Here is a 17115-nt window from a genome sequence, read left to right on the forward strand (position 1 = left end):
CTGTCATGTCTCAGGACATCGGTGACGGTCCTGTGTCAGGACATCGGTGACGCTGTGGGTGTTGTTGGTGGTGACACTTCCGTCGTGAGGCTGTGGCGGTGGCCGCCCATGACCCCATCGACCCTCGTGTCCGCCTCGCGATCTCGCAGTGGCCTGATGACGCGCCGCGGGGGGCGGTTTCGACGTTCTGCATCGAGCACAACATCTCGCGCAAGTCGTTCTATGAGCTGCGGAAGCGCGCTCGCGTTGACGGGCCCGCAGCAGTGCTCGTGCCCAGGTCCAGGCGTCCGGGATCGAGTCCGTCGAAGCTGACCGAGCAGGTCAAGGCCCACGCTGTTGCGGTGCGGGCCGCGCTTGAAGCGTCCGGTCTGGACCACGGCCCGATCAGTGTTCACGAGAAGATGTGCGCGATGGGCCTGGGATCGGTGCCCTCGACGGCGTCGTTGGCAAGGATCTTCCGTGAGGCCGGTGTCGCCCGACGCGAGCCGCGTAAGAAGCCCCGCTCGGCGTGGCGGCGGTTCGTCTACCCGGCGCCGAACGCGTGCTGGCAGCTCGATGCCACCGAGTACGTGCTGACCGGCGGTCGCAAGTGCGTGATCTTCCAGCTCATCGACGACCATTCCCGCTACGCGCTTGCCTTTCACGCCGCGGCCGGTGAGACCGCCAAGGACGCGATCGCGGTCTTCGACAAGGCCGTGGCCGCCCACGGCGTGCCGCAACGGCTGCTGTCGGACAATGGGCTCGCGCTCAACCCGTCGCGACGGGGCATGGTCGGCCGGCTCGTGGCACATGTCGCCGCACTGGGCACCGAGGCGATCACCGGCAAGCCGCACAAGCCGACCACCCAGGGCAAGAACGAACGCTTCCACCAGACCCTGTTCCGCTACCTCGACAAGCAGCCGCTGGCCGCCACACTCGCCGAGCTCCAGGCCCAGATCGACGCGTTCGACCACCTCTACAACTCCGAGCGCCCTCACCAGGGGCTGCCCGGACGGATCACACCGCTGGCTGCGTGGGAGGCCACTGCCAAGGCCGACCCACCCCGCCCGAAGCCGGACCGGCCCGTCTACCGGCCACCGGCCCCCGTCGTGGCGCCCCGGCCGACCCCGCCCGCAGACCTGCCCGCCGGCACACGGCTGAGAACGGTGAACTCCGCCGGAGTCCTCTACCTCGACAAGGTGCACTACAAGATCGGCGGCGAGCACGCGTTCGGACAGGTCCTCATCGTCACCGACGGAGACCAACCAGGCGACAAGATCATCGTCACCGACCTCGACGGCGAGATCCTCGTCGAGCGAACCCGACCCGCTCCCGGCATCCGCTACGTCGGCAACGGCCGCCCCCGCGGAAGACGCCCGAAGAACCCGGGAACGTCACCGAAGTCCTGACACATCAACCGTCACCGATGTCCTGATGCAGAGCTGTCACCCATGTCCTGAGACATCACACCGCAGGTCGACGACCGTTCGGCGACGCCAGGTGCGACGTCGAGCAGCGGCGGGACGGCCGTCGCGGGGAGCCGGAAGGGCCGCGCCTTCTCACACGGTGCCCCACCCCCGTGTGAGCGAAGCGTTTCGGGCCTGTCACGCGGGGCCACCCGCCGGAAACGAGCGCTCCCTAGCGTCGTCGGCGACCTGCACCCCGGCGATCAGGAGAACCCGTTGACCACCACCGCTGACCCCGGCCGTCGTTCCGGCGGCCGCTGGATCGAGCACTGGGACCCCGAGGACGACGGCTTCTGGGAACGCACCGGCCGCAGGATCGCGAACCGCAACCTCTGGCAGTCGATCTTCTCCGAGCACATCGGGTTCTCGGTGTGGACCATGTGGTCGGTCCTCGTGCTGTTCATGGGCCCCGAGTACGGGATCGACGCCGCCCAGAAGTTCTTCCTCGTGGCCGTGCCGACGCTCGTCGGCGCGGTCCTGCGGCTGCCGTACACGTTCGCGGTGGCCCGCTTCGGCGGCCGCAACTGGACGGTCTTCTCCGCGGCACTGCTGATCGTCCCGCTGGCCCTGGCGCTGGTCGTCATGGAGCCGGGCGTCTCGTACGCGACGCTGCTGGCCGTCGGCGCGGTCGCCGGTGTCGGCGGCGGCAACTTCGCCTCGTCGATGGCCAACATCAACGCGTTCTTCCCCGAGCGGAGCAAGGGCTGGGCGCTGGGGCTGAACGCCGGCGGCGGCAACCTCGGCGTCCCCGTCGTCCAGCTGCTGGGCCTGCTGGTGATCGCGGTGCTCGGCGCCGGTCAGCCGCGGGTGCTGATCGCGCTCTACCTCCCGCTGGTGATCGCCTCCGCGGTGCTGGCGTGGCTGCGGATGGACAACATCGCCGCCATGACGAACGACGCCGGCGCCTTCACCGAGGCCTGCCGGGACCGGCAGACGTGGATCATGTCGTTCCTCTACGTCGGCACCTTCGGCTCGTTCATCGGGTACTCGTTCGCCTTCGGGCTGGTGCTGCAGAACCAGTTCGAGCGCACCCCGCTGCAGGCCGCCGCGGTCACCTTCATCGGACCGCTGATCGGGTCGCTGATCCGCCCGGTCGGCGGGAAGCTGGCCGACCGCTACGGCGGCGCGGCCGTCACGCTGTGGAACTTCGCCGGCATGGCCGTGGCCACCGCGATCATCATCGCCGCGTCCGGTGCGCGGTCGCTCGCGGTCTTCACGCTCGGCTTCATCCTGCTGTTCACGCTGTCCGGCATCGGCAACGGCTCGACCTACAAGATGATCCCGGCGATCTTCACCGGGCGGGCCCGGGTCGCCATCGCCGACGGCGCCGACCGGGAGGCCGAGCTCGGCACGGCCCGGAGGCTGTCCGGCGCGGTGATCGGCATCGCCGGTGCGGTCGGGGCGCTGGGCGGGCTGTTCATCAACCTGGCGTTCCGCCAGTCGTTCCTGACCGTGCAGTCCGGCACACCGGCGTTCTGGGCCTTCCTCGCCTTCTACCTGGTGTGCATCGGCGTCACGTGGGCGGTGTACCTGCGACCGAAGCAGGTCTCCGTCCCGGGCGGCGCGGCGCTCGCGCGGGTCTGAGCGTGGCGCCCGAGCAGGACCGGACCGCCACCCACTGCCCGTACTGCGCGCTGCAGTGCGGGCAGTGGGTGAGCCCGACCCGTGAGGTCGACGCCCGCGAGTTCCCGACCAACGCCGGGGGGATGTGCCAGAAGGGCTGGACCTCCTCTGCTCTGCTCACCCATCCGCACCGGCTGATGTCCCCGCTGGTCAGGGACTCGCGGGCGGACGGGTTCCGGGAGACCGACTGGGACACCGCGCTGGGCGGGGTCGCCGCGCGGCTGGCCGCGCTGCGTGCCGAGCACGGACCGGATTCGGTCGCCGTCTTCGGCGCGGGCGGGCTGACCAACGAGAAGGCCTACCTGCTCGGCAAGTTCGCCCGGGTCGCGCTGGGCACCTCGCAGATCGACTACAACGGCCGGTTCTGCATGTCCTCGGCGGCCGCCGCCGGGAACCGCGCGTTCGGGGTGGACCGCGGGCTGCCGTTCCCGGTGACCGACCTGGACTCGGCCGAGCTCGTCGTGCTCGCCGGCGCGAACGTCGCCGAGACGATGCCGCCGCTGATGGCGCACCTGACCACGGCGCGGCTCGTCGTGATCGACCCGCGGCGCACCCCGACCGCGGAGCGCGCGATCGCCTCCGGCGGCCTGCACCTGGCGCCGCGGCCGGGCACCGACCTGGCGCTGGCGCTGGGGATGCTGCACGTCGCCGTGGTCGAGGGGCTCCTGGACACCGCCTACCTGGACGACCGCACGACCGGGTTCGACGACGTCTGGCGGGTCGCGTCGCAGTGGTGGCCCGAACGCGCGGAGCGGGTCTGCGGTGTCGCCGCCTCCGACATGCGGACCGTGGTGCGCTGGCTGGCCCGGACCCGGCGGCGCTACGTCCTCACCGCGCGCGGTGCCGAGCAGCACGCGCACGGCGTCGACACGGTGTCGGCCTGGATCAACCTGTCACTGGCACTCGGCCTGCCGGGACGTGCCGGCTCCGGCTTCGGGACGATCACCGGGCAGGGCAACGGGCAGGGCGGGCGCGAGCACGGGCAGAAGTCCGACCAGCTGCCCGGCTACCGGCACATCACCGACCCGGCCGCGCGGGCGCACGTCGCCTCGGTGTGGGGCGTCCCCGAGGTGTCGCTGCCCGGGCCCGGCCGCAGCGCGGTCGAGCTGCTCGATGCGCTCGGCCGTCCCGGCGGGCCCCGGGCCCTGCTGGTGTTCGGCTCCAACGTGCTGGTCTCCGCCCCGGATGCGCGCGCCGTCGCCGACCGCCTGGACGCGCTGGACCTCCTGGTCGTCGCGGACGTCCTGCCCGGCGAGACGGCGTCGCGGGCCGACGTCGTGCTGCCGGTGGCCCAGTGGGCCGAGGAGGAGGGCACGATGACCAACCTGGAGGGCCGGGTGCTGCGCCGCCGCCGCGCACTGTCCCCGCCGCCGGGTGTCCGCACCGACCTCGAGGTGATCTCCGGGCTGGCTACGGCGCTGGACGCGCCGGGGGAGTTCCCGGCGGACCCGGAGGCCGTGTTCGACGAGCTGCGCCGGGCCTCGTCCGGCGGGATCGCCGACTACACCGGCGTCACCTACCCCCGCCTGGACGCCGGTGAGGCACTGCACTGGCCGTGCCCGGCCGAGGACCATCCGGGGACGCCGCGGCTGTTCACCGAGCGGTTCGCCCGTCCCGACGGCCGGGCCCGGATGGTGCCGGTGGACCACGTCGAGCCGGACGAGGACGTCGACGCCTGCTTCCCGCTGCGCGTCACCACCGGGCGGGTCCTCGTGCACTACCAGTCCGGCGCGCAGACCCGCCGGGTCGCCGAGCTGGCGGACGCGTCCCCGGAGGTGTTCGTCGAGGTACACCCGGACACCGCGGCCCGGCACGGCCTCGCCGACGGCGACCTCGCCGACGTGACCTCCCGCCGCGGGACGACGACGGCGCGGGTCCGCTGCGTGCCCTCGCTGCGGCCGGACACGCTGTTCCTGCCGTTCCACTTCGGTGGCGCCGGTGCGGCGAACAACGTCACGAACCCGGCGCTGGACCCGGTGAGCCGGATGCCGGAGTTCAAGGTTGCCGCGGTGCGGCTGGAGCCGGCCCGCGCCGATGCAGCCGTGCTCCCCGGAGGGCCGTCCCCGGCCGCGGCGACGAACTCCCGCTGACCGGCCCGGACACACCCCACCGGACCCGCAGACGCTCACCGAACCGGGCGTCGCTCACGCGATCGCGCGAGCGACGCCCGGTTCCGTGAGCGTTCCCGGGCGCGCGTGTACCGAGCGGCCGGGGAGCGCGCCGCGACCGGCGTCACTGCCCAGTGCCCGTCTCACGGGTGCCGGGTGCCGAGAATGAGCGCCTTGTAACCGCCCTGTCATCGCGGGTCGCAGGTCCGTAACGGCGCGTTCCTACCGTCGGTGGCCATGAGCAGGCGTGTGGTGGTGATCGGGCACGGCATGGTCGGCTCCCGGTTCGCCGAGGAGATCCGGCGGCGCGACCCGGACGGCGAGCGGGTGACCCTGACCGTCCTCGGTGCCGAGCCGTTCCCGGCGTACAACCGGGTGCTGCTGTCCACCGTGCTCGCCGGTGGGTTGCGCCCCGGCATGGTCGCGCTCCCGGCGGTCGACGGGGTCGAGGTGCACCTCGGGGTCGCCGCGACCGGGATCGACCGGGCGGCGCGCGTCGTGCACGGCGACGACGGCACCGCCCACCCCTACGACGAGCTCGTCCTCGCCACCGGTTGCCGCGCCTGGCTGCCGCCGATCGACGGCCTGGGCGACGACGGCGTCCCCGCACCCGGGGTGAGCCTGTTCCGCGACCTGGACGACTGCGACCGCATCGGTGCCGCGGCCGTGCCCGGGGCCCGGATCGCCGTCGTCGGCGGCGGCCTGCTCGGTGTCGAGGCCGCGCGCGGGCTGACCGGCCGCGGTGTCGCCGTCACCCTCGTGCACCCGTGCATGCACCTCATGGAACGCCAGCTCGACATGGAGGCCGGTGACGTCCTGGCCGACGCGTTGCGCGGGCTCGGGGTCGACGTCCGGTGCGGGGTCGGCGCCAAGGCCTGGGACCCGGCCACCGGCCTGGACTGCGACGACGGCAGCCGGATCGCCGCGGACGCCGTCGTCGTCGCCGCGGGGGTCCGCGCGAACACCGAGCTCGCCGTGGCCGCCGGCCTCGCCGTCGGCGAGGGGATCCTCGTCGACGACCGCCTCGCCACCGACGACGGCCGCGTCCACGCGATCGGCGACTGCGCGCAGCACCCGCACGCCGCCGCCGGGCTGGTCCAGTCCGGCTGGGAGCAGGCCGCGGTGCTGGCCGACCTGCTCACCGGGACCGACCCGGCGGCCCGCTACCGCGGGACCCGGCCGGTCACCCGGCTGAAGGCGACCGGTGTGGACCTGGCCGCGGTCGGGGACGTGGCGGCCGGCGACGAGCAGCTCCGGTTCTCCGACCCGCGGCGCGGTCGCTACGGGGTCCTCGCGTTGCGCGACGACCGCGTCGTCGGCGCCGTGCTGATGGGCCTGCCCGACGCCGCCGCGACCATCACGGGCCTCTACGACTCCGGCGCGCCCGCCCCGGAGGACCGGCTGGCGCTGCTGCTCGGCCGGGCCCTGCCCGGCGAGGCCACGCCGGCCGCCGACCCGGTGCGCCTGCCCGGGTCCGCGATCGTCTGCCGCTGCAACAGCGTCACCAAGAACGCGCTGGTCACCGCGTGGCGCGCCGGCGCGACCGACGTCGACGCGCTGTCCCGCCGCACCCGCGCCGGCACCGGCTGTGGCGGCTGCCGGGACGCCGTCTGCGGGATCCGCGACTGGCTGGCAGAGGCCGACCCGCCGCAGGAGGACGCGGCATGAGAGGGGAGCACATGAACCGTCTGGTGGTGGTCGGGAACGGCATGGTCGGGCACCGGCTCGTGTCCGCGCTGCGCGACCGGGACCCGGCAGGCGAGTGGCGGATCACCGTCCTCGGCGAGGAGACCCGCCGGGCCTACGACCGGGTCGCGCTGTCGTCCTACGTGGACGGGCGCTCCGAGGAGGAGCTGCGGCTCGACGACGACGACCTGCACGGCGACCCGCTCGTCGACTACCACCTGGGCGACGCCGTCACCGGGATCGACCGGGACGCCCGCCGGGTGACGACCGCGTCCGGCCGCACCCTCGGCTACGACGCCCTGGTGCTCGCCACCGGCTCGTACCCGTTCGTCCCGCCGGTCGAGGGCCGGGACCTGCCCGGCTGCTTCGTCTACCGCACCCTCGACGACCTCGACGCGATCAAGGAGGCGGCCGCGGCGGCGGTCGCGACGACGGCGCCCGGCCGTCGCTCGGCGGTCGTCGTCGGCGGCGGGCTGCTCGGCCTGGAGGCGGCCCGCGCGATGCGGCTGCTGGGGCTGTCCCCGCAGGTCGTCGAGATCGCGCCGCGGCTGATGCCGGTCCAGGTCGACGAGGGCGGCGGGGCGCTGCTGCGCCGGCTGGTGACCGAGCAGGGCATCGCGGTGCGCACCGGGGTGTCGCTGACCGGGGTCGCCGACGACCGCGGCCGGCTGGTCGCGACGCTGTCCGACGGCGTGGAGCTGGACGCCGACCTCGTCGTGTTCTCCGCCGGCATCCGGGCCGCCGACCAGCTGGCCCGGGCCTGCGACCTGCCGGTGGGGGAGCGGGGCGGGGTGCTGGTCGACGACCGCTGCCGCACCCCCGACGAGCACGTGTGGGCGATCGGGGAGTGCGCCGCCCTGGAGGGCCGGACCTACGGGCTGGTCGCGCCCGGGTACGCGATGGCCGAGGTCGTCGCCGACCGGTTGCTCGGCGGGCGGGCGCGGATGACCCCCGAGGAGCTGGACATGTCGACCCAGCTCAAGCTGCTGGGGGTCGACGTCGCCAGCTTCGGGGACGCGCACGCCTCCACCGAGGGCGCGCTGGAGATCGTCGTGAACGACCCGGTCGCCGGCACCTACTCGAAGCTGGTGGTGAGCGACGACGCGTCCACCCTGCTCGGCGGGGTGCTGGTCGGGGACGCGTCCCGGTACGGCTCGCTGCGGCCCCTGGTGGGCGCACCGCTCCCCGACGACCCGGTCACGCTCATCTCGAAGGGCGGCGCCGAGCCGGACGCGTCCGCGCTGCCGGACTCCGCGCAGATCTGCTCCTGCAACGCGGTCACCAAGGGCGACCTGTGCGCCGCGATCGACGGCGGTGCGCACGACGTGCCCGCGCTCAAGGCCTGCACCCGGGCCGGAACGACCTGCGGGTCCTGCGTCCCGGCCCTGAAACGGATCCTGGAGCAGCAGGGCGTGGAGGTGTCGACGGCGCTCTGCGAGCACTTCGACCGGCCCCGGGCCGAGCTGTTCGAGATCGTCGCGGGTGCGGGGATCACGTCGTTCTCCGCGCTGATCTCCCGGTACGGCCGCGGCACCGGCTGCGACATCTGCAAGCCGGCCGTCGCCTCGATCCTCGCCTCGCTGGGCAACGGGCACGTCCTCGACGGCGAGCAGGCCTCGCTGCAGGACACCAACGACCACTTCCTGGCGAACCTGCAGCGCAACGGCACCTACTCGGTGGTCCCGCGGATCCCGGGCGGCGAGGTCACCCCGGAGGGCCTGATCGTCATCGGCGAGGTCGCCCGGGACTTCGGGCTCTACACGAAGATCACCGGCGGGCAGCGGATCGACATGTTCGGCGCCCGGGTGGAGGACCTGCCTGCGATCTGGGCGCGCCTGGTCGACGCCGGGTTCGAGTCCGGGCACGCGTACGGCAAGTCGCTGCGCACGGTGAAGTCCTGTGTCGGGACGACCTGGTGCCGGTACGGGGTGCAGGACTCGGTCGGGATGGCCGTCGAGCTGGAGCTGCGGTACCGCGGGCTGCGGAGCCCGCACAAGCTCAAGGCCGGGGTGTCGGGGTGCGCCCGGGAGTGCGCGGAGGCCCGGTCCAAGGACTTCGGGGTGATCGCGACCGAGACCGGGTGGAACCTCTACGTCGGCGGCAACGGCGGGTTCACCCCGAGGCACGCCGAGCTGCTGGTCTCCGACGTGGACTCGGCGACGCTGATCCGGACGATCGACCGGTTCCTCATGTTCTACGTCCGCACCGCCGACCGGCTCCAGCGCACCGCGCCGTGGATCGAGGCGATGGACGGCGGCCTCGACCACCTGCGGTCGGTGATCGTCGACGATGCGCTCGGCATCTGCGCCGAGCTGGATGCCGCGATGGCCCGGCACGTGGCGTCCTACACCGACGAGTGGGCCGGGGTGCTGAACGACCCCGACAAGCTCGCCCGCTTCGTCTCGTTCGTCAACGCGCCGGGTGCGCCCGACCCGACCATCCGGTTCGTCGAGGAACGGGGACAGCAGGTCCCGGCCCCCGGCGAACCCGTGCTCATCGGACTCCCGGAGGTGGCCGCGCGATGACCGCCCGGCTCGACACGTCCGTCATGGCAGGAGCCCCCACCACGCCCGCCGCCGCCGGCGAGGACCCGGCCGGCTGGCTGACCGTCTGCCCGGTCGAGGCGCTGCTGCCCGGCCGCGGCGCCGCGGCGCTGGTCGGCGACGTGCAGGTGGCGTTGTTCCGGCTCGCCGACGGCGCGCTGCACGCGGTCGGCAACATCGACCCGTTCACCGGCGCCGGCGTCATCTCCCGGGGCCTGGTCGGCGACCGGGCCGGGGAGCCGACCGTCGCGTCGCCGATCCACAAGCAGGTGTTCGCGTTGCGCGACGGCCGCTGCCTCGACGACGACGGTGTGAGCCTGCCCGCGTTCGCCGTGCGGGCCGTGGGCGGGAACGTCCAGGTCGGGCTACGGTGAAGGTGGTCCCCGCCGCCGAGCGCGGCCGTCGGCGACCGACCGCCAGGAACGGAGGACCGGTGACCCGATCCGCCGCACGCGATGTCCACGACGAGACCGGACCGGAGCCCGACGCGCAGCCGGTCCCGCCGCTGGCCGGGTTCACGGTCGGCATCACCGCCGCCCGGCGGGCCGAGGAGCTCGCCACGATGCTGGAGCGCCGCGGCGCGACCGTGCAGCACGGTCCCGCGCTGCGGATCGTCGCCCTCGCCGACGACGAGCGCCTGGAGCGGCGCACCCGCGAGCTCGTCGCCGCGCCGCCGGACGTCACCGTCGCCACGACCGGGATCGGCTACCGCGGCTGGATCGAGGCCGCGGAGGGGTGGGGGCTCGGCGAGGACCTCCTCGCCGCGCTCGGCCGGTCCGAGATGCTGGCCCGCGGCCCGAAGGCCCGCGGCGCGATCCGGGCGTCCGGCCTGGTCGACGCCTGGTCGCCGGAGTCCGAGTCCACCGCCGAGGTGCTGGAGCACCTGCTGGAACGCGGGGTGGAGGGCCGGCGCATCGCCGTGCAGCTGCACGGGGAGCCGCTGCCCGACGTCGTCGAGGCGCTGGAGCTGGCCGGCGCCGAGGTCGTCACCGTGCCGGTGTACCGGTGGGCGCCGCCGCTGGACCTCGGCCCGCTGGACCGGCTGATCGACGCCACGCTCGCCGGCGGGATCGACGTCCTGTCCTTCACCAGCGCGCCCGCCGCGGCCGGGATCCTCGCCCGGGCCGCCGAGCGCGGGCTGCGCGAGGAGCTGCTGGACGCGCTGCGGGGCCCGGTCCTGGCGCTGTGTGTCGGGCCGGTGACGGCGGCACCGCTGGACACCCTCGACGTCCCGACCGTGCAACCGCAGCGGTCACGGCTCGGTGCCATGGTGCGGACCTGCGAGTCCGCCGCACCGGCCCGGGCGCGCCGGATCCCGGTGGCCGGGCACGTGCTGGAGCTGCGCGGGCACGCCGTGCTCGTCGACGGCAGGCTGTGCCCGCTCCCGCCGACGCCGATGGCCCTGCTGCGGGTGCTGGCCCGCCGCCCCGGCCGGGTGGTCTCCCGCGCGGAGCTGCTCGCCGCGCAGGGTGGTGCCGGTGACGAGCACGCCGTCGAGAACGTGATCGCCCGGCTGCGCGCCGCGCTCGGCGTTCCCGACCTGGTGCAGACCGTCGTGCGCCGCGGGTACCGGCTCGCGCTGGAACCCGGGCAGGGCGGGCACTGCGTCGACACCGCGGGGGACGAGCGATGACCCGTCCCGATCCCGGGCCGCCGCTGCTGCTGGTGGCGCACGGGTCGCGGTCCGACGCCGCCGACGCCGTCGTCCGGTCGCTGGCCTCGGCCGTCGCCGCGCACGGCCCGCGGGTGGAGACCTGCTACGTCGACGTCCGCGGGCCGAAGGTCGTCGACGCGGTCACCGCGCTGCAGGACGAGGGGTACGACGGCGCCGTCGTCGTCCCGGCGTTCCTGGCGGCCGGCTACCACGTGCGCACGGACCTCCCGGCCCAGCTCGCCGAGGCCGGCGCCGACCCGCGCCGGTTCCGCACGACGCCCGCACTGGGACCCGACCCGCTGCTCGCCTCCGCCGCGCTGGACCGGCTGCGGGCGGCCGGGTACCGGGCCGGGGACACCGTCGTGCTGGCCGCGGCCGGGTCGTCCGACCCGTCCGCGGTCGACCAGGTCCGGCAGGCAGCCGGCCTGCTGTCCCCGCTGGTCGGCGGCCGGGTGCGGGTCGGGTTCGCCGCCACCGGGACCCCGGCCGTGCCCGCGCTGGTCGAGGGCCTGCGCTCCGCCGGGGCGGACCGGGTGGCGGTGGCGTCCTGGCTGCTCGCGCCCGGGGTGTTCCAGGACCGGCTGCGCGGGTGCGGCGCCGACGTGGTCGGCGACCCGCTCGGCGTGCACGACGACGTCGTGCGGGCCGTGCTGGACCGCTACGCCGCCGGGGCCGCCGACATCGGGCGCGCAGCCTGAGCGTGGGCGTGCGCGGCCGGGTGAGCATGGCCCCTCCGGGGCTGGTGGACCGGCTGCGGGCCGCCGGCTGCGTGTTCGCCGAGGACGAGGCCGCGCTGCTCGCCGCGGCCGCCACCGGTGCCGCGCTCGACGATCTGGTCCGGCGCCGGGTCGCGGGCGAGCCACTCGAGCACCTGCTCGGCCGGGTCGCGTTCGACGGGCGCACGGTCCGGGTGACGCCGGGGGTGTTCGTCCCGCGCCGCCGCTCCGAGGCGCTCGTGCACGCCGCCGTCGCGCTGCTGCGCCCCGGCGCGGTGGTCGTGGACCTGTGCTGCGGGTGCGGGGCGCTCGGCCTCGCCGTCGCCCGCCGCGTGCCGGTGGAGCTGCACGCCGCGGACGTCGACCCGGCCGCCACCGACTGCGCCGCGACCAACCTCGCCGGTGTCGGCACGGTGCACACCGGTGATCTGTTCGACGCACTGCCGGCGTCGCTGCGCGGCCGGGTCGACGTGCTCGTCGCGAACACGCCGTACGTGCCGGCGGCCGCGATCGCGGACATGCCCCCGGAGGCCCGCTGCCACGAACCGCGGACCGCCCTCGACGGCGGCGCCGACGGCCTCGACCCCGCCCGCCGGGTCGCCGCCGGCGCGCCGCGCTGGCTGGCACCCGGCGGGACCGTGCTGATCGAGACCGGTGCGTCCCAGGCCCCCGTGCTCGCGGCGGTGCTCGCCGGGCACGGGCTCGCCCCGACGACCGGGAGCGACGACGAGCGCGCCGCGACCTGGGTCGCGGCTCGCCCCGACGACCGGGAGCGACGACGAGCGCGCCGCGACCTGGGTCGCGGGCCGCGCACCGCGCTGAACTGCAGATTCCCGGCCACGGGCGGCGCGGGACAGGGGGCGTCCGGCGTCTGTTTGCTCTGCTCACCGTGGCGCACCACCCCCCGTATCGGCATCCGGGCGTCTCGGCCGCCGGGGCGGGGCGCAGGTCGAGTTGCACGCTTCCGCCCCGCTCGCGGCGGGATCGTGCCGATGATGTGCGGGGCGTCCGTCGATCAGCACCGTGTCGCCCGTGTCGGGGCGGAAACGTGCGTGCCGGCGCGGGCCCGGGGGTCGATCAGCACGCTTCTGCCGTCGCTGGGGCGTATGCGTGCGTACCGGCAGCCGGCTCGACATCGATCAGCACGTTCTCGTCGTCGGTGCGACCCGAGCGTGCCTGTCGGTTCGGGACCGGGAGTCGACCAACACGTTCTCGCCGTCGGCGGGGCGGGATCGTGCCTACCGATGATCGAGGGCGCCGATCGCACCCCCGGTGCGTAGAGGTGAGCAGAGCAAAGGGGCACGCCGACCCGGCCCGGCCCGGACCCGACTCTGCCCGGACCCGACTCCGACCCTGCCCGGCCCGGCTCCGCGGCCACCCGACGCCCGGTCCTCAGCGGCGGCGGTGCTCCCTCGGCAGCCGTCCGTCGACCATCAGCACGCCCTCGGCGCGCAGCCGCGCCGCCTGCTCCCCGGCCAGGTGCGGGGCGGCGCGGCCGTCCGAGCGCAGCACCCGGTGCCAGGGCAGGTCGTGGCCGTCCTCGGCGAGGATCCGGCCGACCAGCCGGGCCGAGCGCAACCCGGCCAGCTCGGCGACCTCGCCGTAGCTGAGGGTCTGGCCCGGCGGGATCGCGGCGACGACCTCGCGCACCCGTTCCACCGTCTGCTCGTCCACGTCCGGATCCTCCCGCCGGGCGGCCCCGGGTGTCACTGTCGGGGGCCCGTGGTCGAATCGGTGCATGTCCCGGACGACCGCCGAGCAGGTGTCGCCGCGACTGGTGCGCGCGGATCCGCGGCCGGTCCCGGCGCGGGAGTGGTCCGGCGCCGCGGAGCGGGTCCTCGCGCACGACCGCGGGCCGCTGCGGGTGCTCGGGGGTCCGGGGACGGGCAAGACCAGCCTGCTGCTCGACGCGATCGTCCGCCGGGTCCGCGAGGGTGCCCCGCCGGGGTCGGTGCTGCTGCTCGTCGGCGGCCGCCGGGCCGCGGAGGAGCTGCGCGGCCGGCTCACCACGCTGCTCACCGCGGGCGGGGGCGAGCTCGCCGGGGACTTCGGCGTCCGGACGACCCGGGAGATGCTGGTCCGGACGGTGCACTCGTACGCGTTCGGGGTGCTGCGGCTGCACGCGGCGCGGCACGAGGACCCGCCGCCGCGGCTGCTGGCGTCCGCGGAGCAGGACGTCGTGGTCCGCGAGCTGCTCGCCGGGGAGATCGAGAACTGGAACGGCAGCGTCCCCGGCTCGGGCTGGCCGGAGCGGCTCGACCCGGCGCTCGGCCTGCCCGGGTTCGCCACCGAGCTGCGCGAGCTGCTGCTGCGGGCCGCGGAACGCGGGCTGGGCCCGGCGGAGCTCGCCGAGCTGGGGGAGCGGCACGGCCGCGACGAGTGGGTGGCGGCGGCCCGCTTCTTCCGCACCTACGAGGAGGTCACCCTGCTCCGCGGTGCCGCGGGCAGGGGTGCCCCGCAGGCCACGGCGCCGGCGCTGGACTCCGCCGAGCTGGTCGCGGCCGCGCTGGACGTCCTCGCCGCCGATCCCGGGCTGCGCGACCAGGAGCGGCAGCGGGTCCGGCACCTGCTGGTCGACGACGCCCAGGACCTCGACCCGCAGCAGATGGAGCTGGTCGCGACGCTCGCCGCGGATGCCGAGTCCACGCTGCTCGCCGGTGACCCGGACCAGGCGGTCCTGACGTTCCGGGGTGCCGACCCGCAGGGGCTGACGGCGATCGAGGCCCCCACCGAGCTGCTGACCGTCGACCACCGGCAGACCCCGGAGGTGCGGACGGCCGGGCTGCGGGTGGCGGAGAAGCTGCCCGGCGCGGGCCGGACCCGCACCCGCCGGGGGCCGGGCGACGTCGCGGCCGGACCGGACGCCGCGGGGACGGCGGCCGGCGCGCCCGGGTCGGACACCGCACGGGCGGCGGCCGGCGCGGGCGGGTCGGACACCGCGGGGCCGGCGGCCGGCACGGGTGGGTCGGACGCGGCCGGGTCCGGCGACGCCGTCCAGGTCCGGGTGTTCGGCTCCCCGTCCGCGGAGGCCGGGTGGATCGCCGACCGGCTGCGCCGGGCCCACCTGGTCGACGGTGTCCCGTGGTCGGAGATGGCGGTGCTGTCCCGCTCGGCCCGCCGCACCCTGCCCGCGCTGCGCCGGGCGCTGGCCGCGGCCGGGGTCCCGATCGCGGCCCCGCCGGACGAGGTGCCGTTGCCCCGGCAGCCGGCCGTCGTGCCGCTGCTGCTGGTCCTGCGGGCGGCCGCGCGGCCGTCGTCGATCGACGCCGACCTGGCCACCTCGCTGCTCACCTCACCGCTGGGCGGCGGCGACCCGATGCGGATGCGCCGGCTGCGCCGCGGGTTGCTGCGGATGCACGCCGCCGCCGGGCACGACGTCCGGGTCTTCGCCGACGACGAGCCGCCCGAGCCCGGCGAGGCGGACCCGGCGGAGGCGAGCAGCGATCCGCTGCTGGTGGAGATGCTGCGCGAGGCGGTCGCGGGCCGGCCCGACCCGCTGGTGATGCTGTCCCCGGCCGAGGCGGCCCCGATGCGCGATGTCGGGCGGCTCCTCGACACGGCGGCCCGCTCGATCGCGGCCGGCGACTCGGTGGAGGAGACGCTGTGGAAGGTGTGGCGCCGCACCGGCCTGGCGCGGCGGTGGAGCGAGGCCAGCGCCCGCGGCGGCCCGGGTGGGGCGGCCGCCGACCGGGATCTCGATGCGGTCCTGGCCCTGTTCGACGCGGCGGCCCGCTACACCGACCGGTTGCCCGGCGCCGACGTCGGCGGGTTCCTCGAGTACCTCGCCGACCAGCAGCTGCCCGGGGAGACGCTCGCCCCGCAGGCGCTGCGCGGCGGCGCCGTCGAGCTGCTCACCGCGCACGCGGCGCGGGGTCGCGAGTGGACGGTCGTCGCCGTCCCGGGGGTGCAGGAGGGGCTCTGGCCGGACCTGCGGCTGCGGGGCAGCCTGCTCGGCCACGAACGGCTCGTGGACCTCGTCGGCGGTGTCGCCGAACCGGACTCGGCCGTGTCCCGCACGGCGCCGCTGCTCGCCGAGGAGCGGCGGCTGTTCTACGTCGCGTGCACCCGGGCCCGGTCGACGCTGCTGGTCAGCGCGGTGCAGGGGGAGGACGAGCAGCCCTCCCGGTTCCTCGACGAGCTCGACCCCCGCCCGGCCGACGCCGCCGAGGCCCGCCCCGTGCACCGCCCCGAGCGCTCGCTGGTGATGGCCGAGCTCGTCGGCGAGCTGCGCCGCGCGGTCACCGCACCGGACCACGGCGACCCGGCCAAGGCGGCACGACGGCGGCGGGCGGCGACCCAGCTGGCCCGGCTCGCCGCCGACGGTGTCCCCGGTGCGCACCCCGACGACTGGTACGGCCTCGCCGAGCTCTCCGACCAGGCCCCGCTGCGGGCCGACGGCGAGCTGGTGCCGATCTCCCCGTCCGACGTCGAGACGATCGCCGGTTGCCCGCTGCGCTGGGTGCTGTCCCGGCACGGCGGCGACGAGACCGGCGCGCTGTCCGCGGTCACCGGGTCGCTGGTGCACGCCCTGGTGCAGGCGCGCGCCGCCGGCGCCGACCCGGGCGAGCTGGAGGAGGCGCTGCGCTCGGCGTGGCGCCGCCTCGACACCGGCGCGCCCTGGTTCGGCCGCCGCGAGCTGGCGCGGGTCCGGGAAATGCTGGCCGCGTTCGACGACTGGGTCCGCCGCAGCCGCGCGGAGGGGCTGGCGCTGGTCGCCGTCGAGCAGCCCGTCCAGCTCGACCTGGAGGGCGATCCGCCGCCGGACGAGCCGGGCGTCGCCGGTGACCTGCCTCCGGAGACCGAGGCGCTCGTGCCGGGCACCGGCGGGTCCGGTGGCGGGGCCACGCGGGCCGCCCGCCGGATCCGGCTCCGCGGCCGGGTGGACCGCCTCGAGCGCGACGACCAGGGCCGTCCGGTGGTCGTCGACGTCAAGACCGGGAAGACGGCGACGTCGGCCCGGGCGGCGGCCGAGCACCACCAGCTCGCCGTCTACCAGCTCGCGGCGTCCCTGGGCGCGTTCGACGAGCTCGTCGGCGCCGGGGTCGAGCCGGGCGGGGCGAGGTTGCTGTTCCTGGCCGACCGGAAGGCCGGCGGCGAGGCGAAGGAACCGAAGCAGCCCCCGCTGCGGCCCGACGAGATGGGGCACTGGCGAGACGTGCTGATGCGCTGCGCCGAGGACTCGGCCGGTGCGGTGTTCGTGGCCCGGGCCGGGCCGGACTGCGACCGGTGCCCGGTGCGGACGAGCTGCCCGGCCGTCGAGACGGGCCGGACCGTCGTGGACGGGTGAGCGCCGGCGGACCCGGCCCGGCAGCCGACTCGTGGGAACCCGGCGGCCGATCC

At 75.7% G+C, this 17115-nt stretch carries 9 protein-coding genes and 2 pseudogenes; 10 read left to right on the forward strand and 1 reads right to left on the reverse strand.

Annotated features, from left to right (window positions below; all coding sequences use genetic code 11):
• Positions 1-140 precede the first annotated feature (140 nt).
• The 9 genes and pseudogenes from H7X46_RS04080 to H7X46_RS04120 form a co-directional block, all read left to right on the forward strand.
• Positions 141-1414 (forward strand): annotated as a pseudogene (locus tag H7X46_RS04080) (integrase core domain-containing protein).
• A 247-nt stretch (positions 1415-1661) separates the two neighbouring features.
• Positions 1662-3029 carry a NarK/NasA family nitrate transporter gene (locus tag H7X46_RS04085; protein ID WP_186358128.1) on the forward strand — a complete coding sequence of 456 codons (1368 nt, stop codon included), beginning with the start codon at positions 1662-1664 and terminating at the stop codon, positions 3027-3029.
• A 2-nt stretch (positions 3030-3031) separates the two neighbouring features.
• Complete coding sequence (locus H7X46_RS04090; RefSeq protein ID WP_370588600.1) at positions 3032-5158, forward strand: molybdopterin oxidoreductase family protein; 2127 nt, start codon at positions 3032-3034, stop codon at positions 5156-5158.
• A 255-nt stretch (positions 5159-5413) separates the two neighbouring features.
• The gene (locus H7X46_RS04095) at positions 5414-6844 is read left to right on the forward strand and encodes an FAD-dependent oxidoreductase (protein WP_186358129.1); all 1431 of its coding nucleotides are present in this window, start codon (positions 5414-5416) and stop codon (positions 6842-6844) included.
• Between the two features lie 11 nt (positions 6845-6855).
• Positions 6856-9387 carry a nitrite reductase large subunit NirB gene (gene nirB, locus H7X46_RS04100; protein ID WP_186362431.1) on the forward strand — a complete coding sequence of 844 codons (2532 nt, stop codon included), beginning with the start codon at positions 6856-6858 and terminating at the stop codon, positions 9385-9387.
• Positions 9384-9779 carry a nitrite reductase small subunit NirD gene (gene nirD / locus H7X46_RS04105; protein ID WP_222131188.1) on the forward strand — a complete coding sequence of 132 codons (396 nt, stop codon included), beginning with the start codon at positions 9384-9386 and terminating at the stop codon, positions 9777-9779. Before nirB ends, nirD begins: the two co-directional genes overlap by 4 nt.
• Positions 9780-9838: 59 nt before the next feature.
• Positions 9839-11038, forward strand: coding sequence for a uroporphyrinogen-III synthase (locus H7X46_RS04110; RefSeq protein ID WP_186358130.1), 1200 nt, complete (start codon positions 9839-9841; stop codon positions 11036-11038).
• Positions 11035-11757 carry a sirohydrochlorin chelatase gene (locus H7X46_RS04115; protein WP_186358131.1) on the forward strand — a complete coding sequence of 241 codons (723 nt, stop codon included), beginning with the start codon at positions 11035-11037 and terminating at the stop codon, positions 11755-11757. Before H7X46_RS04110 ends, H7X46_RS04115 begins: the two co-directional genes overlap by 4 nt.
• A 26-nt stretch (positions 11758-11783) precedes the next feature.
• A pseudogene (locus H7X46_RS04120) lies at positions 11784-12524 on the forward strand (putative protein N(5)-glutamine methyltransferase); the annotation flags it as partial.
• A 643-nt stretch (positions 12525-13167) separates the two neighbouring features.
• On the opposite strand, the gene H7X46_RS04125 reads toward H7X46_RS04120, so the two are convergent.
• Entirely contained in the window at positions 13168-13449 is a 282-nt protein-coding gene (locus H7X46_RS04125) for an MGMT family protein (protein WP_186358132.1), read from the reverse strand.
• Positions 13450-13513: 64 nt separating this feature from the next.
• On the opposite strand from H7X46_RS04125, the gene H7X46_RS04130 reads away from it, so the two are divergent.
• Entirely contained in the window at positions 13514-17062 is a 3549-nt protein-coding gene (locus H7X46_RS04130; protein WP_186358133.1) for an ATP-dependent DNA helicase, read from the forward strand.
• Positions 17063-17115: the final 53 nt, after the last annotated feature.

The sequence above is a fragment of the Pseudonocardia sp. C8 genome, assembly GCF_014267175.1.
Taxonomy (GTDB): domain Bacteria; phylum Actinomycetota; class Actinomycetes; order Mycobacteriales; family Pseudonocardiaceae; genus Pseudonocardia.

Excerpts from the sequence above, each read along its gene's own strand:
- nirD (WP_222131188.1), top strand. The coding sequence starts at position 9,384 with ATGACCGCCCGGCTCGACACGTCCGTCATGGCAGGAGCCCCCACCACG.
- H7X46_RS04095 (WP_186358129.1), top strand. The coding sequence starts at position 5,414 with ATGAGCAGGCGTGTGGTGGTGATCGGGCACGGCATGGTCGGCTCCCGG.
- nirB (WP_186362431.1), top strand. The coding sequence starts at position 6,856 with ATGAACCGTCTGGTGGTGGTCGGGAACGGCATGGTCGGGCACCGGCTC.
- H7X46_RS04115 (WP_186358131.1), top strand. The coding sequence starts at position 11,035 with ATGACCCGTCCCGATCCCGGGCCGCCGCTGCTGCTGGTGGCGCACGGG.
- H7X46_RS04130 (WP_186358133.1), top strand. The coding sequence starts at position 13,514 with ATGTCCCGGACGACCGCCGAGCAGGTGTCGCCGCGACTGGTGCGCGCG.